Raw genomic sequence first — 21,965 nt, forward strand, 5'->3', positions numbered from 1 at the left:
ATCCGCCGAAAGGCAGTAGTCTTTCTCCCTTTACATATCTTCGCTGACAATGACCGATTTTCCTTTTAGTTTCATGACAAACGGAACGACGATCCATAAAAACGCAATGATAAGCAAAACAAGCGAGATTGGCTTTTCGAAAAATACCATAAAGTCACCGTTCGAAGCCGTAAGTGCTCTTCGCATGTTATTTTCAATCATCGGACCAAGTACAAGCCCTAATACAAGCGGCGCCAATGGAAAGTCATGTTCTGCAAGCAGATAGCCTAATACGCCAAATGCGATTAATAAAAAGACATCAAACGTCGTCACCTGCACCGCGTAAACACCAAATACAGAAATCGCAATAATAAGCGGCAGCAAATATTTAGGCGGCGTTTCAATAATTTTCGCAAATATTTTGACGAGCGGCATGTTTAAAATAAGCAACATGACGTTTCCAATAAACATGCTGGCGATTAATCCCCATGCTACATCCGGGTGTTCATCAAAGAGCAGCGGACCGGGCTGGACGTTATACATAATTAACGCCCCCATTAAAATCGCGGTCGTTCCCGAACCGGGAATTCCAAGCGTCAACAGTGGAACCATCGCCCCTCCCGAAGCGGCATTATTCGCAGATTCCGGCGCCGCCACGCCAGCAATCGTTCCCTTTCCGAACTTCTCAGGCGTTTTGCTTAATTTCTTTTCCATGATGTAGGAAAAAAACGAGGCAAGCGTCGCACCCGCTCCCGGCAATACGCCGACAAAAAATCCGAGCAGCGATCCGCGCACAATCGGTCCCGCGCTTTCTTTCAATTCCGCTTTCGACGGAAGGACACGGCCGATTTTCGCGATTTTGCCATCATTTTTCTCTTTATGAAGAATCGCTTTAAATACTTCCCCTAAGGCAAACAAACCGACCGCAACCGTTAAAAATTCCAATCCTCCGTATAAAAAAGAAATATTATACGTAAATCGCGCCACACCTGACACATTATCAAGACCGATGGTCGAAAGCAACAAGCCGAAAACGGTCATCATCCACGCTTTTGTCATCGAATTTCCTGCCAACCCACTGACAGCGGCCAATCCGAGAAGCATTAGTGAAAAATATTCAGCCGGACCGAATTTCAACGCTACATTGGAAAGCGGCTCCGCCAACAGCACGAGGGCAATTAAAGAAACAATGCCAGCGACAAACGAACCGATTGCCGCAATTGCTAACGCTGATCCCGCTCTCCCTTGCTTTGCCATTTGATAACCGTCCAATGTGGTGACGACAGAGGAAGATTCTCCAGGTGTATTTAATAAAATGGATGTCGTCGAACCGCCGTACATCGCCCCGTAATAGACACCGGCAAGCAAAATAATCGAACTTGTTGCCGCTTGAGCTGGGTCAAGCCCGGACGTCATCGAAGCAGTTACGGGAATTAACAGCGCTACCCCGCTCATCGGGCCAATCCCTGGCAGCACTCCTACCGCCGTCCCAATGAGCACGCCAAGAAAAGCGAAAAGCAGATTGTGCGGCTGCAGTGCGGTTTGAAAGCCATCGATTAAAAATGTCAGTGCACTCATACTCTCCCCCCTTTATTGAAACCAAATCGGCCAACTCGGCAATGTTCCTTGCAACAGTTTAACGTATAACCCGTATACTCCTAACGAAAAGCAAGCGGCAATCACTACTGATTTCCACAAAGCTCCTTTTTCCATCGTTTGAAACCCGACGACAAGAAACAAAAACGTCATCATGACATAACCAACGGTTTCTAATAAGGCCGCATATATCACTGCGGCGAGCAAAATAATAAAAAACTTTTTATACTGTAATGGCTGCCTTTCTTTGTATGAATCCGTATATCGCATCGTTTCTAGCAACAATTTGATGCTTAATAGCGCAAGAACAAGCCCTAACAAAAACGGAAACACGTTCGGACCGACTGCACTTCCATAAGCGCTTTTCGAGATTCTTAAACTTTCGACCATAAACAAAGCTCCCACGGCTAAAAAGGCAATCGCGGCAACGCGGTCAAACGTTTTACTCACACTTACACCTCCATTCTTTTTATTAAAGATGGGGAAGCGTTCTCTTCCCCGTTCGCTTATTTATGCATTCCAAGCGATTTCAACATATCGCTGATCTGCTGTTCCTGTTCTTGTAAAAATTTTGTAAATTCTTCTGAACCTCTATATTCTGCTTCCCATCCTTGCTTCTTTAGCTCCTCTTTCCATTTTTCATGCTCGGACAATTTTTTGAATGTATCTTCCCAAAACTTTTTCGCGTCCGCAGACATTTGTTTCGGCCCGAAGACGCCGCGCCAAATCGTAAACTCCGCGTCAATGCCAAGCTCTTTCATCGTCGGCACGTCTTTTAAAGCACCGCCAAGACGTTCTGGCGCGGAAACGGCAAGCACCCGCACTTTTCCTGCTTTTACGTATTCCCCAACAGAGGAAGCATCCGTCGCAATCACATCCGCATTTCCCCCAAGAAGCGCGGCGATCGCTTCCCCGCCGCCGTCATACGATACGTATTTCACCACTTTCGGATCAATGCCAGATTTGTAGATAGGAAGAATCGCGACTAAATGATCCATCGACCCTGGCGCAGATCCCCCAGCTACCGTTACCGACTTCGGATTTTGCTTAATCGCCTCTAACAATTGGGACAAGGATTGAAACTTCGAATCCGCCTTAACGACAATCGCGCCAAAATCCTTCGTCAACTGAGCAAGCGGTGTCGTATCTTTATAACCGAATGGACTGTTTCCTTCCGCTTTTAAGTTGTTAATGATAATCGGCGGGGAATTGACAAACAACTTATAATCATTGTTTTTATCCTGTGTTGCGTATTCCGCCATAAACACGGCCCCACCGCCGCCCGGTTTATTCTCCACCGTCATCGTTTGCTTCACTAAATTTGTTTCATCCAATACTTTCGTGATCGCCCTTGCTGTCAAATCCCAGCCTCCCCCAGCCCCGGAAGGAGCGACAAACACAATTGGCTTCGTCGGATAGTTGGATGGTTTGCTAGACTGTTTCGTCGTTGTAGTGCTTCCACAGGCAGCTAACACAAGCATCATGATTCCCATGACAATCAAGCTCCACCACTTTTTCACCATTTTCTGATCCCCCTTGTTTTTGATAGCGTTTACATGTTTGAGAGTAATTATAGCAACAATTTTCTGAATGATAAGTTTTTGAAAATAAAATGAATTTTGTGCATTTTGTTCATAAAAAAACCTGCCTTGCCAATGTTTTGGCAAGGCAGGTCATCCGTTTACTTTAAATGCTGCCATTGATCTTTTATTGCTATAACAAGAGGATGATCTTTTTCTAATTGTGAATATTGGTATAGAGCCCCTTCTACTCCTGTTTCTTGAATAGTTTTTTGCAACGCAACTGCTTCGTCATCGTTTTCATAGTCAAACAATAACAGTGCGGCAATTCCTTTGACTAAACCAAACGGTACTTGTCCAAACAAGTCATAATATTGCGTGGCCGGTCCTATGAGGCGATCATTCGCCCCAAGTTTGCGAATTGGAGAACGAGCAACCCGGACGACTTCATCGGAGATGGAAGGATTCATAAAACGTTGAATGATTTTTTGAATATAAGTTTGATGTTCGTTTTCATTCCATCCATGTTTCTTTACTAACACCGCACCCGATTCATGCAGCGCTTTTTCCACGTCCGAGCGTATTTCTCCATCGTTCATTGCTTCTTGTATCGTTTGCAATTTTTTATAGTATCCTAAATAACTAGCAATCGCATGCCCGGTATTTACGGTAAAAAGCTTGCGCTCAATATAAGGCTTTAAATCATCAACAAAATATACTCCTTGAATCGGCGGAATGTCGCCAATGATGTTTCGTTTTTCGATCACCCATTCATAAAACGGCTCGACCACAACGGAGAGAGGATCTTCGTTTTTTTGATTCGGAACGATACGGTCTACCGCACAATTTAGAAAACCGTAATACTTTTCGAACAACGGCTTATCTGCTTCGGAAATCTTTGCAAAAACATGGCTTTTTAACACTTCACTTCCACCGATCATATTTTCACAAGCAATAATATGAAGCGGTGTTTTATTGATCGCAGCTCTTTTTTGCAGCCCCTCCGCAAGAATCGTGGCGATAGCCGGTAAGATATGCGGTCCGACCGCCGTTGTAATGAGGTGAGCTTTTGTGATATAATCAATGACCTTTTCGCGTTCCGTCTGGCTATTGACAGCAGAAACGTTGCGAATCAGCTGTTCTTGTCTATTTTCATCGGCAATGATGACCCGATACTCCTGTTTTTCCTTTAATAAGCAGACCACTTCATCATTAATATCGACAAACACCACTTCATAGCCGGATTGAGAAAGCAAACTCCCGATAAATCCTCTTCCAATATTTCCTGCGCCAAAATGAACAGCCAACATGTTTAATTCACCTCATTTAGAAGGCGAAGAATATCATCTTCTGTCGCCGCATTAATCATCGTTTCTACATTTTCCTCTTCCGAACAAACGATGGCGATTTTCGAGAGAATCTCCAAATGTTCATTATTTTTTCCAGCGATTCCAATCAATAGTTTGGCAATATTGCCATCTCCGAAATCAACCCCATCAGGAATTTGTACAATCGAAATACCAGAATGTTTGACAAGTTGTTTCGCATCCTCTGTACCATGTGGAATCGCAACGAAATTTCCTATATATGTTGTTGTTAACGCTTCCCGCTCAAACATTTTATCAATATAAGAATCTTCAACATAACCGTGATTCACTAAAATTTGCCCTGCTAAACGAATGGCTTCTGTTTTATTTTCTACTCGTGCATGTAATACAATATTTTCTTTCTGCAAAATTGGCATTGACAATGTCATTCACTCCCTATGTTGTTAAAGATAGTCGTAAAAAAACTTTTCTAAATGATAACTCAAAAACGAATACACCTGTTCGCGATCCCCGTTTGCAAATAATGCCATACTATCTTCATCTTTAATGACCAACGAGCTGATATGGCTTAGTACGGAAAGCGTTTCTTGACTAGGCGAATCGGGCGCTAACAGCAGTAAAACGGTATTCACAGCCATCGGCTGATCGTGCATTCCTTTGATTGTTTGGCATTCCGTTAACCGATAAATCGTTAAAGACGGAACAAGCACCGCAGAGCTTCGAGTATGGTACAATGCGAGCGACGTTTCCGGTATCCCCAATCCTCCTAATGTTTCTCTCCGCAACAATTCTGTAAGAACTTTCTCAGAGTTGAAAATGATTCCTTTTTGCCATAGCTGATGACATGCCTCTGCTAATACTTCTTTGATGGATTGGCTATTTACCTGTTGTAACGTAAACCCTTCCAAAATTCGGAGAATGGTTTCGCTCATTTTTTGAATGGAAGCCATTTTCTTGACCACATCATGAGATCTTCCTACTGCGTCGTCTTCATCTTCCTTACGGGAAACCGCATTTCTGCTTTTTAAAAACTGTTTAATCGACAGAATCTCTTCTTCCCGCAGCATTGGACTGACAACAAAATACGGTTTTACCAAGCCATCAATTGGAACGGTCGACACGATCAAGTCGTATCGCGTTACATCGGTGTTTCTCAGTTCAAAAACAGAAATCTGTTCCATGTGTACAATATCGGGAATTTCTTTTTTCAATCTGGTTGCTAATATTTTTGCCGTCCCTAGTCCGCTCGAACAGATCACCAATGCACGCAAGCCTTTCTTTCTCCTTAATAACGCCGACGCAAAGTGGAGAACTAAATAACCAATTTCTTCGTCTGGAACGGTTACATCCGGAAATACTTGTTTTACTCCTTTTTTTAATACCGCAAAAAGTTTCGGATAATCTTGCACAATTTTTTCTAAAAGCGGATTGGCAATCCCCATGTTATGCTGGATGCGATAAAGTGCTGGTTTTAAATGGACGACCAAATCTTCGTATAACGTATAATCGTTTGTAATATCTACATGCAGTTCAGCGCTGACAAACCGAATTAGCTCTTGCGCCTTGATGCCCACTTCAAAACTTGCCTCTTCTAGCATATAGCCTTGGCGGTCGCGAAGTTTCGCTCCCATTAAATGCATGGTAATATAACCGATTTCCTCTTTTGGAATTGTGATGTGGAAAGCACGCTCTAACGATCGCGCAATTTTTTCCGCGGTTTTATATTCTTTTGTTGTCTGAATCGTTTCTAAGTATTGCTGATCGAAATTAATCGATTCCCCTTGGCTGATTCGCTCTATCGCTAAGGCAAGGTGGACCACTAGCGCAATATATGAACTGTCGGCAATCGTAAAAGGAAGCTCCTCCTTGATCTGTTCAATTTGTTGTTCAATGGTGGCCAATTTTTTTCTATCGACTAGCCCGAGAAGTTTTTCTGTAATTGTATTCAATGTATCGATGGACTTTTTTTGAATGGACTCTTTCATTAACGAAAGAAACTCATGCTCATCCACATGACGAAATAACAGTTCACTCATCGTTCTTCGCTTAGCGGACTCGGATCCAGCAATTTCTACTCCATATCCTCGTTTTCGGATTAGGGATAGCCCGTATTTTTCTATCATTTGATCGATTTTATCTAAATCATGACTAATGGTTGCGACAGTAACGTTGAGGTCGTTTGCCAGCGCTAAAAGCTTGACAGGCTCTGTCGCTTCCAGCAAAGCAATCAGAATGATTAGCTGTCGTTCCTCTGGTGTATATTCCTTATGAGACAAATGAAATAGATGAAGCGCTAGCTCTTTTTTCTTTTCTTCTTCTCCAATAATCCGAATGCCGACCCCTGCTTTTTTGACCAGTTGCAGTCGGTAATCCTTTAAAATAGATTCGATCCCTTTTAAATCTCGATGGATGGTACGGTTGCTGACGTCTAGTTGCTCGGCAAGTTCTCCTACCGTCATTTCTTCGTCATTGGACAACAAAATATCTAGTATTTTTCGCTCTCGCGCAGATATATACATGGCCCCTTCACCTCCCCGTCATGCGCAACCATTGTTGACATGATTTAGAATAATAAATAATCTGTTCAATAAAAATTTTAGGCTCCCGTCCCTTTTATCACAAGAAATAGATATTGTTTTTTCGTCGCTTTTATTGTTGCCATCTTTTAATAAAATGCATTCTTGTGAAAAGAAAAAAGGTAAGCAAACGCCTACCTTTATTTCTTTAACATTTCAATGAGCTCATCATATTTTGGACTGCTCAAGAAATTTTCCACTGATACATGGAAAGCGTTCGGCAATTTTTCTTTGGCGCGATCCGTCAAATTTTTATGGGTGATGACGATATCCGCATCTGGCGGAAGCTGGTTAATCGCCGTATTCGTTACTTCAATGTCTAGCCCTGCTTTTTGCACTTTATTTCGCATTATAGATGCCCCCATCGCACTCGAACCCATTCCTGCATCACATGCGAATACAATCTTTTTGACCTTGGCTGGAACTACTTCTTCATTTTTCAACACAGCAACAACATCGCTCTTTTTCCCTTTTAATTGCTGCATCTTTTCAGCCGCTTTTGTTATATCTTCTTCTTCGTTATGTTTCGCCGATTTTAGGAAAATCGATGCGACGAAGAATGACACTGCCGCGGCGACAAATACCCCCGCCAATACCCCAAAGTAGTTTCCTTTTGGCGTCATTGCTAATAAAGCAACAATACTTCCTGGAGATGGAACTGCCACAAGCCCGGCATGGAAAATGGTAAATGTTAATACCCCGCTCACTCCACCAGCCATTGCCGCTAGAATTAAAATCGGTCTCATTAAAATATATGGGAAGTAAATTTCGTGAATCCCGCCTAAGAAATGAATGATCACGGCACCCGGCGCGGATTGTTTTGCCATTCCTTTTCCAAATAACCAATATGCTAACAAGATACCAAGGCCCGGACCAGGGTTTGTTTCAAGCAGGAATAAAATCGATTTTCCTGTTTTTGCTGCCTGTTCAATGCCAAGCGGGCTTAAAATTCCGTGGTTGATCGCGTTATTGAGGAACAATACTTTTCCTGGTTCAATAAAAATATTTGCCAATGGCAATAAGTGCAAATCAACAATTTTTTGTACACCCGCTGCTAACACTTTGCTAATTCCCGAAACAACTGGTCCAACCCCTTTGAATGCAACTAATGTTAACAGCCCGCCGATGATTCCAGCGGAAAAATTATTGACAAGCATTTCAAAGCCTTGTTTCACTTTACCTTGAATCAACTGGTCAAACTTTTTGATTAGGTAACCACCGAGTGGCCCCATAATCATTGCTCCTAGAAACATCGGAATGTTCGTACCGATGATGACTCCCATTGTCGCTGTGGCACCGACAACGCCGCCGCGAACATCATAAATCATTTTGCCGCCCGTATAACCAATTAATAATGGCAATAAATACGTAATCATTGGGCCGACAAGCTTCGCAAATGTTTCATTTGGCAGCCATCCTGTCGGAATAAATAGCGCCGTAATAATTCCCCACGCAATAAATGCTCCAATATTCGGCATAACCATTCCGCTTAAATAACTACCAAAACGCTGAATCTTTACACGAAAGCTAGACTGGCTTTCTGTTGTATGAGTCATGTTGTATTTCCTCCTCTTGTTTTATGTACCTCTATCTTAAAGCGCTTACAGGGAGTATTCAACGATAAGTAAATATCATTTTGTCCGACACATTATTGTCATTTTTTAATAATAGGCGTTTTTGATTCGACTTTTTTTCAACAACTTATAAATTCCACTTTTGTCATAGACCCTTGTCTCATTCATAAATAACCCAAAGTCATACAAATAAAAACAGGGATACTAAAAGTTTTTGGTGAAAGAGGGATGATTTATGAGTTTGGATTCAAAAAAAGACCTATGTAGGGAATTTGCAAGAATCCTTGGCGGAACTGAAAGTGTTACGAATGGAGTATGTCTTGTGCAGAAATTTAGAAAGATACCATTTACAATATTTGGAAGGAGAACAAATTCACCGCTAGTAAACCCTCAATTTTTTTCCTTTGAAAATTTAGACTTCCAAGGAAATGCTCTAAATCTAGGGGAAACGGTACTGCTTCAAGAAGAAGTTAATCCGTTGTTAACAGAATTAAGAAAAAGAAACATTACTGTAACAGCAATCCATAACCACTGGTTGTTTGACCAACCAAGGGCAATGTATATGCATTTTCAATCAATCGAGCCGCCACTGGAATTTGCTAAAAAAGTTCGAGATGCATTCAAAGTGTTAAAATATTAGAAGGCAACATTGTAACTTAACAAAATCTAATAATAAAATGGATCCGCAACAATTCAACTGTTAAATACTGCTGTACAGCAAAAAAGGACTGAGTCTGTTGATTCAGTCCTTTCTACTTAACTATCATAACTAGCGCCTCAATATCTCGCCGTCATCATCTTTTTCCGCGTATAAAATTCGACGCCGTCGCGGCCGTTGGCGTGAAGGTCTCCGTAGAAAGAGTTTTTATAGCCGGAGAATGGGAAGAAGGCCATCGGCGCTGGAACGGCCACATTGACACCAAGCATGCCGGCATCGATTTCTTCCCGGAATTGGCGGATCGCTTTCGCGCTGTTGGTGTAAATACACGCACCGTTTGCAAATTCGGACTGGTTGGCGATTTGAATTGCTTCATCTAAATCTCGAGCTCGAACCACCGACAAGACAGGAGCGAAAATTTCATCCGTCCAAATCGTCATGCCCGGCTTCACATGGTCAAAAATCGTCGGGCCGATAAAATAGCCTTCCCCGCTTGTCGCGGCATCGCGACGTCCGTCACGCACAAGAAGAGCTCCTTCTTTTTCGCCGATTTCAATATACTTTATCGTCCGCTCTTTATGCGACTGGCGAATGACAGGGCCCAAAAAGACATCTTCCTGCAATCCGTTGCCAATTTTAATCTCGTCCGCCGCTTTTTTCAAACGTTCCACAAGCTTATCGGCAATATCGCCGACAGCTACGACAACGGAACATGCCATGCATCGTTCCCCGGCTGAACCAAACGCGGCGTTGATAATGTTCGTCACGGCAAGATCCAAGTCGGCATCCGGCATGACGATCGAATGGTTTTTCGCACCGGCTAGCGCCTGCACTCGTTTTCCATGTGCAGCCGCCGTCTTATACACATACTCGGCGACCGGCTGTGAACCGACGAAAGAGACCGCTTTAATATCTTTATGTTCTAAAATGCCATTGACGACATCGTGCGCCCCATGAACGATATTAAGCACTCCCGGCGGCAGGCCGGCTTCAGTAAACAACTCCGCTAAACGATTGGCCAAAATCGACGTTCGTTCCGACGGCTTTAAGACGAATGTATTACCGCAAGCAATCGCGAGCGGAAACATCCAGCATGGGACCATCATCGGAAAATTAAACGGCGTGATTCCGGCAACAACCCCAAGCGGATAACGATACATACCTGATTCGATCCCCGTCGCAATGTCTGGAAGCTGTTGCCCCATCATCAATGTCGGAATTCCTGCGGCAAACTCGACACACTCAATGCCACGCTGCACTTCTCCATAAGCTTCTTCATAAATCTTGCCATTTTCTAATGTGACAAGACGGGCGAGCTCTTCCCAATGTTCGACAAGAAGCTGCTGGTAGCGGAACAAAATGCGGGCGCGGCGAGGGACCGGAACTTTTCGCCACTCCTGAAACGCTTCTTTCGCCGCGGCGACCGCTGCATCCAACTCCTCACGTGAAGAAAGAGGCACTTTTACCAATACTTCCCCTGTCGCGGGGTTTGGCACGATTTCCTCCCTTCCCGAAGCAGAAGTAACCCATTTCCCACCGATAAAGTTTTTTAACGTTTTTGTTTCCGTCATAGACGTCATCGTATTTCATACCCCTTCCTGCGACATAATTTAGAAAATCGAATAGAGAATCACTGCAAGGAACATGCCAATCAACGGTATCACCACAGAAAGAACAAAAATTGGTTTATACGTTCGTTCATGGGTTTCGTGACAAACGGCACGAATCGTTGTAACGATATAGCCGTTATGTGGAAGGGAGTCCAATCCGCCCGACGCAAGGGTAGCTACGCGATGCATCGCTCCCGGGTCGAGCCCTTTCGCCATATAAATCGGCGCTAAAATCGGCAACGCAATGCCTAATCCTCCAGAGGCGGAGCCAGTCATTCCGCAAATGATCGTGACGCCAAGCGCCAAACCAAGAAGATCCGGACCAGGAATGTGCACGAGCGCATCGACCGCCGTCTGAAACGCCGGAACGTTTTTCGCCACCGACCCGAAGCCGACGACAGCGCATGTATTCGCTGCAGCCACTAGAGCGTCTTGGGCGCCAACGGCCATTGACTCCCAAAACTTGCGGATAAATTTAGCATTTAATGCCCAACATAACACAATTCCAAAAACAAGCGAAACGACCCCCGCCGATGTCGAAGAAATAAACTTCGCCAATATATTCAATGAAATAATGACAGCAATTAATGGAAGCAATGCGCACACAATGTGTGGAAGCGGGCGGCTTTCTGCTTCTTCCAATGTGGAGGCGATTTCATTAGCTGCCCCGTTCGCTATTACTTCATGTCTATATGGAAGCGAAAACGTTTCTCCGTTTTCTTTTGCTTTTTGCACCGCGCGCGTCAAATAGACGGATCCTAAAACAGCAATGACAATGCCGATCAATATCCCAATCCACCCTCCCGCGCCCGGCGTAGTATGGAAAAATTGCGTTGGAATAATGTTTTGAATTTCTGGCGAATAAGGAGAAGTCATTGTAAAGGACACAGAACCAAACACCATCGCCGCCGGAATGAAGCGATGCGGCGTATTCGACTGACGAAACAACGACACGGCGATCGGATAGACAGAAAAGCCGACGACAAACAAACTAACGCCACCGTATGTCATAATCGCGCATGCCGCCACTACTGCCAACACCGCATGTTTGGCGCCAAATTTCGTTTTTACCCAATTGGCAATAGAGTCGGCTGCACCGGTGTCTTCCATCACTTTTCCAAAAATCGCGCCAGCTAAAAAGATGAGAAACCAACTGGCAAAATAGCCGGTAAATCCCGTCATGTAGCTTTCCATCATCGCTTTTTCCAGGTTCAAGCCTCCTGTAAGCGCTATCAAAACAGAGCTAATAATCGCAGCGATGATAATGTTAATTCCCCGCATCGTTAAAAAGATTAATAAACCTAATGATACAAATAACCCAACCATCCCTAACATAAAATTCCCCCCTCGCCTTTTTTAGTGACGCATCACTTTATGATCAAATTGATAGTCATAGCAGACATGATAAAGCTGGACAATTTCTTCGTGAGTCGGCACGCGCGGATTATTTCCCGGACTGCCGCTCGCTAGCGCATCGGCTGCCATTTTATCAACGACCTTATCAAACTGCTCTTTTTCAATTCCCCATGTTTTCATATTTGGAATGTGTAGATCGCGGCAAAGCTGTTTCACTTCGAAAATAAGCGCGTCCGCTGCTTCTTCATCAGAGGCGTTCTTTAATTCCGGCTTGATCAGACGGGCGATCACTGCAAGTCTTTCTATCGCGCTCTCTTTTGTAAATTCCAGCACCCCCGGAAGCAGCATCGCGTTCGATACCCCATGCGGGACATGAAAGAGTGCTCCGATCGGCCGTGACATCCCATGGACAAGCGTCACCGATGCGTTCGAAAACGCAGCTCCTGCCATCATCGCGCCAATTGCCATCTTCTCGCGCGCATCGATATCACTGCCGTTTTCATACGCTTGGCGCAAATTCCCCATGATCGCTTCAATCGCTGATAGAGCCAATACGTCGGTCACTGGATGGGCGCGCCGCGAAATGTAGGCTTCGATCGCGTGACATAGCGCATCTACCCCTGTTGCCGCGGTAACCGATGGCGGACATGATACGGTAAGAAGCGGATCGACAATCGCCACGGCAGGCAATAATTCCGGCTGGGAAATCATCATTTTGACGCTCGTTTTCGTATCAATAATGACCGTGACTCTCGTGACCTCAGAACCGGTTCCTGCGGTCGTCGGAACGGCGATAAGCGGAAGCGGTTTATTGGCAAACAGCTTGACATCGCCAACATAGTCGCTGATCGTTCCTTCATTCGTCATCATGACCGCCACCGCTTTCGCTGTATCAATGCTGCTCCCTCCCCCGATCGCAACGATGACGTCACACTGCTCTGTACGGCAAATTTCAAGCGCTTCTTTTACATGAATATCGGTCGGCTCCGTATCTACCCCAGTATACTTGGCAAATGGAAGCGCTTCTTTCCGTAAATGCTCTTCACAAAGCGCGACATTGCCAAGCTGTTCCATAACCGGATCGCTGATAATAAGCACTTTGTTCCCAAGCAGACGCGCCTGTTTTCCGACTTCGTTAAAAGCGCCGCGTCCATACAAAATCCGGCTCGGCATAAGAAGTTGATACACTTGTGACATCGTTTCTCCCCCTCATTGGCAACGTTTTCAATATCATAATCATGCAAATGGCATGCCAAGCCGGAAGTTTATTGTTTTTGTACTAGTTTAAATATTCTGTTTTTTTATCGCCGCAATGATACGCCGACAATTTTCCGACATATCCCCGACATATTTGTACACTATCCCAACATGTTTATAGATTATATTTTTTTAGTTTTTCATAAAGAGTGGACCGATGCATGCCAAGTTTTCGTGCTGCCGCTGCTTTATTTCCCCTTTCCTCAATCAACGCTTGTTTAATTCTTTCCCGCTCATAATCGTCCACTATTTCCCGCCAGCTTGTATCCGTCTGTACCACAATCTTTCTCTTTTCTTCCTCATTATCGTCATGTTTTGCCAATCGCTGTGGGGAAAGAATATGGGCAGGCAAATGCTCCTTTTGGATTTTTTGGCCATCGACCATGCCGACAAGCCATTCGACGACATTGACAAGCTCACGAATATTTCCTGGCCATGAATATTCCATGAGCACTTGCATCGCCTCTTTTGTAAATTCCTTTTGTCTTAAGCCGAACTGCTCACAAATCCTTTCCATATGGTAGGCAAGCAAATAAGGGATGTCCATTTTTCGCTCCCGCAGGGCAGGAATATGGATGCGAATAATATTGAGGCGGTAGAAAAGGTCTTCGCGAAACTGCCCTTTTCGCACCATTTCCTCTAAATTTTTATTCGTAGCGGCAATGATGCGCACATCGAGCTCCATTTCCGCCACGCCGCCGACCCGCTCCACTTTTTTCTCTTCCAGCACCCGCAATATTTTCGCTTGCATATATAGCGGCATATCGCCTATTTCATCCAAAAATAACGTCCCTTTATGGGCGAGTTGAAACTTTCCTGGCTTTCCGCCTTTTTTCGCTCCGGTAAACGCCCCTTCTTCATACCCAAACAATTCTGCCTCGAGAAGCGATTCAGGGATTGCTGCACAATTGACGCTGACAAAATTGCCGTCAGCATACGGACTCGATTGGTGAATCGCTTTCGCCAGCACTTCTTTTCCCGTTCCGCTTTCCCCGGTAATTAGCACCGTGGATGGCACACGCGCTGCTCTTCTCACCATTTGTTTGATTTCCGCGATCACTGGGCTGCGCCCGATGATGCTGTCTAAGCCGAAAATTTGTTTTTCCATAGGAACAGCGTGTTTTTCCTTCTCTTCCTTTCGGCTCGCCTCACGCGATAAATCTTGCAGGCGCTTAAAAATTTGGTAAACTTCGGAAACACCTTGAAAAATGAGGACTCCAATCGCCCCGATCACTTTTCCGTCGCGCCAGATCGGAATCCGGTGAACGACCATCGGCTGCCCGTAAATTTTTTGGATAAACCCTCGTTCCGGTATGCCGGATTCCAAACAAATATGCAGCCTCGTATTTTCGATAACCTCGGTGACATGCTTCCCAACAGCGTCTTCGCGGCGAATGCCAAGAAACTGGCAATAGGCTTTATTCATTTCTTTGATAATGCCATGCGCGTCCACGACGACAATGCCTTCATAGGCCGAGTCAAGAACCATTTTCATCGTTTCCACCATGCTTTGCGTCTCTTGCAGCTCCCGCTCGAGCCGCTCGACCGTGGCAACCAGCTCTGAGACGGATGCATGGCTTGTCGACCGAACCTCCGCCGGCTCTCTCCCCGCATGTTCGGCCGTTTTCTGCTCCTTCAATAACGATTCTAAAGTCGTACGGCCGTCCCGTTCGTCCGCCACCGCTTTCAGCAACATCCTGCCTGTTAATCGACCTATAGGTTGTTGCCGCTCATCGATGACCGGAATTTCGCTTATCTCCAAGCGGGCAAACAGTTGCAGCGCCTCGTTTAATGTCTGGCTGGCACGTAATACTATTTCTCCACGTTCATCTACATAGCCGCTCATACAAATCCCTCCTTCCCCGTTTGTCTATTTTCGTATTTTTCGCCGCAGGCAAGAGAAATCCTTTGCCAAAAAAAGAAGCAAGCCTCCCTGCTTGCCTCTTTCTATGTTTATGCCAAAATTTGCTCAATTTTCTCAAGCACATCTTCCGTTAATTGGACATCCACGGCTTTGACGTTTTCTTCGACTTGTTCCGGCCGGCTGGCGCCGATGAGGGCGCTGGCGACGTTCGGCTGGCGCAATACCCAGGCGAGCGCTAATTGGGAAAGGGTGATGCCAAGTTCAACTGCTACTTTTTCTAATTGCTCTACTTTGACGAGAACTTCTTCTTTTAATAAGTCGTTCATAAACATATTGGATTTCGGGTCGCTTGCCCGGCTTCCTTCTGGTGCTTTTTGCCCGCGTTTATATTTTCCGGTCAGTACGCCCTGCGCCAACGGCGAGAAGACGATTTGGCTAATGCCGTTTTGTTCGCAAACTGGAATAATTTCTTTCTCAATGTAACGGTGAAACATGTTATATTGCGGCTGATTGACGACGATGCGGTCCAATAAATATTTATCGGCCGTGCCTAGAGCTTCTTGAATTTGCTGGGCCGTCCATTCGCTGACGCCGACATATAGTACTTTGCCTTGACGCACAAGATCATCAATGGTGCGCAGTGTTTCCTCTACCGGTGTTTCCTTATCATAGCGGTGGCAATAATAAATATCGACGTAATCTAATTGCAGACGTTTTAAGCTGGCGTGGAGCTGTTCAAACACATGTTTGCGCGACAAGCCGCGGTCGTTTGGACCGTCTCCCATCGGCCAAAACACTTTCGTTGCCAATACGTATGATTCGCGCGGATATTTGCGCAATGCTTCACCGACGATTTTTTCTGCTTCCCCGCGGGCGTACACGTTAGCCGTGTCAAACGAGTTGATTCCCAACTCATAAGCTTTATCAATGACACGAATCGCCGCTTCTTTTTCCATCGAATTGCCGTATGTAAGCCAACTGCCTAAACTAATCTCGCTTACTTTCAGCCCTGTTCGTCCAAGCTTCCGGTATTTCATCATTTTCTCCCCTTTTCGAAAATATGTCCAAATCCACTCATACACACCATCATTATAATATTTTTAATGTTTAGGCGTTAATAAATTTTATACAATATTTCGATACCTATTACATCCCACATCGCTCTTTTCAGAAGATTATCGTCGTTTTCGGTAGATTGCTGTAGTTTGTGTTTACGATAAATTCTGAAAACAAAAATAATTTATGAAAAAGGAGGGGGGTCTATTGATTTATTTTCACCAAGTAAACAAATATTACGGCGATTTCCATGTGCTAAAAGACATTAATTTAACGATTCATCAGGGAGAAGTTGTCGTCATTATCGGGCCATCAGGGTCGGGAAAAAGCACATTAGTTCGCTGCATCAATCGTTTGGAAACGATTTCAAGCGGCGAATTAATCGTGGATAATGTCAAAGTCAATGACAAACACGTCGACATTAACCAACTGCGGCGCAACATCGGCATGGTGTTTCAGCATTTTAACTTGTATCCGCACATGACGGTATTGCAAAACATTACGCTAGCGCCGATGAAAGTGCTACGTATTCCAGAGAAAGAAGCGAAAGAAACAGCGATGTATTATTTGGAAAAAGTCGGCATTCCTGATAAAGCAAACGCCTACCCTTCCGAACTGTCCGGTGGCCAACAGCAGCGTGTAGCGATCGCCAGAGGCTTGGCGATGAAGCCGAAAATTATGCTCTTTGACGAGCCAACGTCAGCGCTTGACCCGGAAACGATCGGCGAAGTGCTCGACGTCATGAAACAATTGGCAAAAGAAGGCATGACCATGGTTGTTGTGACACACGAAATGGGATTTGCCCGTGAAGTAGCTGACCGCATCGTCTTTATGGATCAAGGCCGCATTTTAGAAGAAGCGCCGCCGGAAGAGTTTTTCTCCAATCCAAAAGAAGAACGAGCAAAAGTATTTTTGAGCCGCATTCTCAACCATTAATAAGCAAAAAAATATTTCGAATCAAAACAAAGGAGGTTTTTTCATGAAAAGAAAAACAGTTTGGAAAATGTGGATCACGCTTGCACTTATCGCTTTATTGAGCATTACTGCTTTAGCTGGATGCAGCAGCGAATCGTCCACGACTAACAAAGGGGACGAGGCAAAATCGACAGAAACGTCGGCTGGGACGAACACGTTAGAAAAAATTAAAAAACGCGGCAAACTGATTGTCGGCGTCAAATATGACTTAAACCTGTTTGGACTCAAAAATCCGGAAACCGGAAAAGTAGAAGGATTTGATATCGATATCGCCAAAGGATTGGCGAAAAAAATTCTCGGTGACGAAAACAAAATCGAATTAAAAGAAGTCACATCCAAAACACGCATCCCAATGCTGAATAATGGCGAAATCGACGCGATTATCGCGACGATGACCATCACGGAAGAGCGGAAAAAAGAAGTGGATTTCTCCGATGTCTATTTTATGGCCGGCCAATCGCTGCTCGTCAAAAAAGATAGCAAGATTAACAGCGTAAAAGATTTGAAAAAAGGCATGACCGTATTAACCGCCAAAGGCTCAACTTCCGCGCAAAACATTCGCAAAGTAGCACCAGAAGTCAATGTATTAGAATTTGAAAACTACGCCGAAGCATTCACGGCCTTAAAAGCTGGACAAGGTGATGCCCTCACGACGGACAATGCGCTGCTTTGGGGAATGGCAAAACAAGATCCAAACTACCGCGTCCTTGACGAAACGTTTAGCAAAGAACCATACGGCATCGCCGTCCGCAAAGGAGACAAAGAATTATTGCAAGTCATTAACGAATACTTAAAAGAAATTAAGGAAAACGGCGAATACGACAAAATTTACGAAAAATGGATCGGAAAAAAACCGCAACAATAATACTGAAAAACAGATGAGCGGTATGGTTTCGCTCATCTGTTTCATCTTCAGACCGAAACGAGGTGAAAGCCGCCATGTTACGATATTCGATTTTGTTTGACCATTGGGATATGTATATGCAAGGGTTTGCCAACACATTAAAAGCCAGTGTTCTTGCCCTCATCGGAAGCTTAGCCATCGGCATCATTATCGCCATTTTTCGGATTGCGCCGATCCGTCCGTTAAACTGGCTTGGAGCGGCCTATGTCGAATTCATTCGCAACATTCCGCTTGTTTTAATCGTCTTTGTCTTTTTTGTCGGTCTGCCCGCCGTTGGCATCCGCTTTGATCCGTTTACCGCGGGCACGCTCGGTTTGATGGTGTACACCGCCGCATTTATCGCTGAAGTCATCCGTTCAGGAATATTAGCCGTTCCGAAAGGACAAATGGAAGCCGCGCGCTCTTCGGGGCTGACGTACTTGCAGACGATGCGCTACATCATCCTGCCGCAGGCGATTAAAATTGTCATTCCGCCGCTTGGAAACCAATTTATCAATCTAGTGAAAAACTCATCTGTGTTAGGAGTGATCGCCGGGCTCGACCTTATGTATTTCGGCGATTTAATTTCGTCGGACACGTTCGTCACCTTTGATGTCTATATTTTCGTCGCTCTATTTTACCTTGTATTAACTATACCGTTAAGTTTAGGCGTCGGCTATTTGGAACGCCGCTTGGCTAAAACCCGGTAAGCGAGGAGGGACACAGCTATGGATTTTGCCGGTGCATATGCCCCAGCGCATCTCACCTTTTTATTGCAAGGGTTTTTAGTGACGTTAGAAGTTGCATTTATATCCATTATTTTTAGTTTTATCTTCGGAATTATCATTGGTGTGATACGCTATACAAAAATCCCTGGTATTTCGCAAATTTTTGCTGTTATGGTGGAAACGATTCGCAATCTCCCATTGCTCTTGATCATTTTCTTTACGTATTTCGCCCTTCCAGAAGTAGGGCTGAAGCTGGATAAATTTTATGCCGCCATTGCCGCTCTAGTTGTCTTTGAATCAGCGATGCTGTCGGAAATTGTGCGCAGCGGGCTCAACTCGATTGACAAGGGGCAAATCGAAGCAGCGCGTTCTTCCGGGCTCACGTATGTGCAAACGTTATGGTATATCATTTTGCCGCAAGCCTTGCGGCGGATGGTGCCGCCGATTGTCAGTCAGTTTATTTCATTACTGAAGGATACATCGTTAGCGATCGTGATCTCCCTTCCAGAATTGATGAACCATGCGCAAATTATTAACGGGAGAAATGTCAACTATGTCATTCCGATTTTCATTTTAGTGGCGCTCATGTATTTTACTGTCAATTATTCTTTGTCCCTTGTTTCTCGAAAACTAGAATACAGACAGCGCTAAACTGTCTATAAAACTTGTTTTGACAACATTCTATTTTCCCCTTTTTGTTATATAATAGAACAAAAAGGGGGAAAACAGCGTGTGAACAAGGGAAAAACAATGCATGAACGGCTTTTAATGATCACGATCCTAATCATGGCTACCGCCTTCTTTGGTGAAATGAAAATTAATCCATTCGACAGCCCGTTTCGATTCTCATTAGGAGGAGCGGTATTTTTTTTCGGGCTCGTTTCCTTTACAGCGTTTCCCCCGCTTGTGATCGGGATTTGCGCAGGCTGTTTCGTCGTTATTTTCCGCGTTCTTCTCGATCTTTTGACAGGACAGGCGGCTGTTGCCGATAGCTTTTTCACCCATGCCCCAGCGGCATGTTACTATATTAGCTTTGCACTAATCGTATCCGCAGTTCGCTTTCGCCGCTTGATGGAAATGCCAATCCGTGCCGGGGTGCTTGGTGCGGGGCTCGACTTTTTTTCCAATACTTGTGAATTGTTCGTCCGTTATTTGCTAGGCGAACCGTTTACCGTCACTGATCAATCGATGGTTGTATTAGTATTGTTTGCGATTTTACGCAGCTTTTGTGTCATTGGAGTGTACAATATGTTGGTGACAAAACATTTTCAGTCACTGGCGGAGGCACGAAAGCAGGAATTAGAACGATTGCTTATGGTTAACACAGGAATGTATGAGGAAACGTTTTATTTACAAAAATCGATGCAGTTGATCGAAGAAATTACCCGCAAAAGCTATGAACTATATTCCTTTTTAATAGAAGGAAAAAAAGTTGAGCCGCACGCTGCACTTTATATCGCCGAACATATTCATGAAGTGAAAAAAGATATGCAGCGCGTTTTCGCCGGCTTGTCCAAATTAATCGGGCGCCAGCCGCTGCAAGAGCGGCTGCCGATTGATGAACTGTGCGGCATGGTGATTCGTGCGAACGAAAAATATGCCGAGATGACAGGAAAAACGATTACATTTACGCACACATGCCCAGTAGATTTGTCCACCGATCACGTCTACCCGCTACTTTCTGTTCTTAACAATTTAGTGGCCAACGCAGTAGAGGCAATTCCGTCAATCGGTGCGATCCATCTGCATGCGCAATTGCAGGAACGTAACCTTGTCATTGAAATTACCGATACCGGAACGGGAATCGCCAAAGAAGATGCAGCTTGGATTTTTCAGCCCGGTTTTACGACCAAATATGATTCATATGGCAATCCATCGACAGGCATCGGTCTTACTCATGCACGGGACATCGTGCAAAGCTTCTCCGGACATATCGAACTCGTCAAAAGCAAACCAGGACAAACGGTGTTTCGCCTCACCATTCCGACCGATCAACTGTTAAAGAAAGGAGGAAAGTAACCCATGGGGCTTCGTTTTTTTCTCATTGAAGATGATGCCGTCGTGCGGAAAATGCTCGAAAAAATCATTCACGAAAACGAGCTTGGCGAAGTGGTCGGACAGGCAGACGACGGGCTGTATGTTTCGGCGGACCAGCTATTTTCCGTCGACGTCGTGCTGATCGATTTATTAATGCCGGGACGCGACGGCATTCAAACGATCAAAAAATTGAGAGAAGAAGGATTTACCGGGCAATTCGTCATGATCTCGCAAGTCGAAAATAAAGAAATGGTCGGGCAGGCTTATCTCCATGGGGTGGATACATATATTCAAAAGCCGATCAACCGCTATGAGGTCGTATCGGTATTAAAACGCGTAGCAGAGCACATTTCTGTTTTGCAGTCGCTTCAGTCCATTCGGCAAATGCTCGAAGTATTGGATAAACCAAAGACATCTCCATTGTCTCGAAATGAACAGACGAATCTCGAGAAGCAGGCCCAGCAGCTTCTCCTGTTGCTCGGCATTGCCGGGGAAGCAGGAAGCGCCGATTTATTGCTGATCATGCGCTGGTTGGCGGAAAAAGAGATGCGGGGACAAACGATTCATGATCTTCCCCCTTTAAAAGAATTATATACGGAACTAATACAGCAAGCACACCATGCGGCGGAAATACCGAAAGAAGTGCGCGCGCTCGAACAGCGCATCCGCCGTCTCGTGCTGCAGGCATTTACCCATCTCGCTTCTCTTGGCCTTACCGACTATACGAATCCGACTTTTGAACATTTTGCGCCGCGTCTTTTTGATTTTGAGGAAATCCGCAAGCGCATGAAAGAGCTGGAGAATGGGGAAAAAGCAACAAAATGCCGCATTAACGTGCGCAAATTTTTAACTGCATTTTATATGGAAATGAAAAAAGCACAGCCCTCCTAGTCGAGCCATTGGAGGTGAATCTTCGGAGCGGCAAACGTTCCTTCCGTTATCTCCTGCTTGTGCATCTGCTGTTGAAC

The 21,965-nt window shown here is 44.8% G+C and carries 19 protein-coding genes; 7 read left to right on the top strand and 12 right to left on the bottom strand.

Annotated elements, in window-relative coordinates; translation table 11 throughout:
• Positions 1-30 precede the first annotated feature (30 nt).
• The 7 genes from AC1WMD_RS08795 to AC1WMD_RS08825 all read right to left on the bottom strand — a co-directional run bounded on the left by AC1WMD_RS08795 (position 31) and on the right by AC1WMD_RS08825 (position 8,555).
• Positions 31-1,557: a tripartite tricarboxylate transporter permease gene (locus tag AC1WMD_RS08795; protein ID WP_494256795.1), complete on the bottom strand. Its 1,527-nt coding sequence runs from the start codon at positions 1,555-1,557 to the stop codon at positions 31-33.
• Positions 1,558-1,569: 12 nt separating this feature from the next.
• Entirely contained in the window at positions 1,570-2,025 is a 456-nt protein-coding gene (locus tag AC1WMD_RS08800) for a tripartite tricarboxylate transporter TctB family protein (protein WP_494256797.1), read from the bottom strand.
• A gap of 56 nt (positions 2,026-2,081) precedes the next feature.
• A complete protein-coding gene (locus AC1WMD_RS08805) occupies positions 2,082-3,098 on the bottom strand; it encodes a tripartite tricarboxylate transporter substrate binding protein (RefSeq protein ID WP_043906528.1) in 1,017 nt (338 codons plus the stop codon).
• Between the two features lie 158 nt (positions 3,099-3,256).
• Positions 3,257-4,405, bottom strand: a complete 1,149-nt coding sequence (locus AC1WMD_RS08810; RefSeq protein WP_494256798.1) for a mannitol-1-phosphate 5-dehydrogenase — start codon at positions 4,403-4,405, stop codon at positions 3,257-3,259.
• Between the two features lie 2 nt (positions 4,406-4,407).
• Positions 4,408-4,839, bottom strand: a complete 432-nt coding sequence (locus AC1WMD_RS08815; protein WP_494256952.1) for a PTS mannitol transporter subunit IIA — start codon at positions 4,837-4,839, stop codon at positions 4,408-4,410.
• 27 nt (positions 4,840-4,866) lie between these two features.
• Complete coding sequence (locus AC1WMD_RS08820) at positions 4,867-6,942, bottom strand: BglG family transcription antiterminator (protein WP_494256799.1); 2,076 nt, start codon at positions 6,940-6,942, stop codon at positions 4,867-4,869.
• A 197-nt stretch (positions 6,943-7,139) separates the two neighbouring features.
• Positions 7,140-8,555 carry a PTS mannitol transporter subunit IIBC gene (locus AC1WMD_RS08825; RefSeq protein WP_494256801.1) on the bottom strand — a complete coding sequence of 472 codons (1,416 nt, stop codon included), beginning with the start codon at positions 8,553-8,555 and terminating at the stop codon, positions 7,140-7,142.
• A 253-nt stretch (positions 8,556-8,808) separates the two neighbouring features.
• Between AC1WMD_RS08825 and AC1WMD_RS08830 the strand changes: the two genes are divergently transcribed.
• Positions 8,809-9,213 carry a DUF1259 domain-containing protein gene (locus AC1WMD_RS08830; protein ID WP_043904440.1) on the top strand — a complete coding sequence of 135 codons (405 nt, stop codon included), beginning with the start codon at positions 8,809-8,811 and terminating at the stop codon, positions 9,211-9,213.
• A 137-nt stretch (positions 9,214-9,350) separates the two neighbouring features.
• On the opposite strand, the gene AC1WMD_RS08835 is transcribed toward AC1WMD_RS08830, so the two are convergent.
• From AC1WMD_RS08835 to AC1WMD_RS08855, 5 genes are all read right to left on the bottom strand, one after another.
• The gene (locus AC1WMD_RS08835) at positions 9,351-10,811 is read right to left on the bottom strand and encodes a CoA-acylating methylmalonate-semialdehyde dehydrogenase (protein ID WP_494256803.1); all 1,461 of its coding nucleotides are present in this window, start codon (positions 10,809-10,811) and stop codon (positions 9,351-9,353) included.
• Between the two features lie 30 nt (positions 10,812-10,841).
• The gene (locus AC1WMD_RS08840) at positions 10,842-12,176 is read right to left on the bottom strand and encodes a GntP family permease (protein WP_043904438.1); all 1,335 of its coding nucleotides are present in this window, start codon (positions 12,174-12,176) and stop codon (positions 10,842-10,844) included.
• Positions 12,177-12,197: 21 nt separating this feature from the next.
• The gene (locus AC1WMD_RS08845) at positions 12,198-13,385 is read right to left on the bottom strand and encodes an iron-containing alcohol dehydrogenase (RefSeq protein WP_494256954.1); all 1,188 of its coding nucleotides are present in this window, start codon (positions 13,383-13,385) and stop codon (positions 12,198-12,200) included.
• Positions 13,386-13,569: 184 nt separating this feature from the next.
• Positions 13,570-15,300 carry a sigma 54-interacting transcriptional regulator gene (locus AC1WMD_RS08850; protein WP_494256805.1) on the bottom strand — a complete coding sequence of 577 codons (1,731 nt, stop codon included), beginning with the start codon at positions 15,298-15,300 and terminating at the stop codon, positions 13,570-13,572.
• A 107-nt stretch (positions 15,301-15,407) separates the two neighbouring features.
• Entirely contained in the window at positions 15,408-16,355 is a 948-nt protein-coding gene (locus AC1WMD_RS08855; protein ID WP_494256955.1) for an aldo/keto reductase family protein, read from the bottom strand.
• 226 nt (positions 16,356-16,581) lie between these two features.
• Between AC1WMD_RS08855 and AC1WMD_RS08860 the strand changes: the two genes are divergently transcribed.
• The 6 genes from AC1WMD_RS08860 to AC1WMD_RS08885 all read left to right on the top strand — a co-directional run bounded on the left by AC1WMD_RS08860 (position 16,582) and on the right by AC1WMD_RS08885 (position 21,888).
• Positions 16,582-17,310 (top strand): amino acid ABC transporter ATP-binding protein, encoded by a 729-nt coding sequence (locus tag AC1WMD_RS08860; protein WP_494256806.1) that lies wholly within the window; start codon positions 16,582-16,584, stop codon positions 17,308-17,310.
• Between the two features lie 43 nt (positions 17,311-17,353).
• A complete protein-coding gene (locus AC1WMD_RS08865) occupies positions 17,354-18,214 on the top strand; it encodes a transporter substrate-binding domain-containing protein (RefSeq protein ID WP_494256808.1) in 861 nt (286 codons plus the stop codon).
• A 74-nt stretch (positions 18,215-18,288) separates the two neighbouring features.
• Positions 18,289-18,942 (top strand): amino acid ABC transporter permease, encoded by a 654-nt coding sequence (locus AC1WMD_RS08870; protein ID WP_043904432.1) that lies wholly within the window; start codon positions 18,289-18,291, stop codon positions 18,940-18,942.
• 18 nt (positions 18,943-18,960) lie between these two features.
• Positions 18,961-19,611, top strand: coding sequence for an amino acid ABC transporter permease (locus AC1WMD_RS08875; protein ID WP_043904431.1), 651 nt, complete (start codon positions 18,961-18,963; stop codon positions 19,609-19,611).
• 99 nt (positions 19,612-19,710) lie between these two features.
• A complete protein-coding gene (locus AC1WMD_RS08880; protein ID WP_043906527.1) occupies positions 19,711-20,979 on the top strand; it encodes a sensor histidine kinase in 1,269 nt (422 codons plus the stop codon).
• Positions 20,980-20,982: 3 nt separating this feature from the next.
• A complete protein-coding gene (locus AC1WMD_RS08885; protein WP_043904430.1) occupies positions 20,983-21,888 on the top strand; it encodes a response regulator in 906 nt (301 codons plus the stop codon).
• Positions 21,889-21,965 lie beyond the last annotated feature (77 nt).

The organism is Parageobacillus sp. NEAU-HV-2 (genome assembly GCF_059115485.1).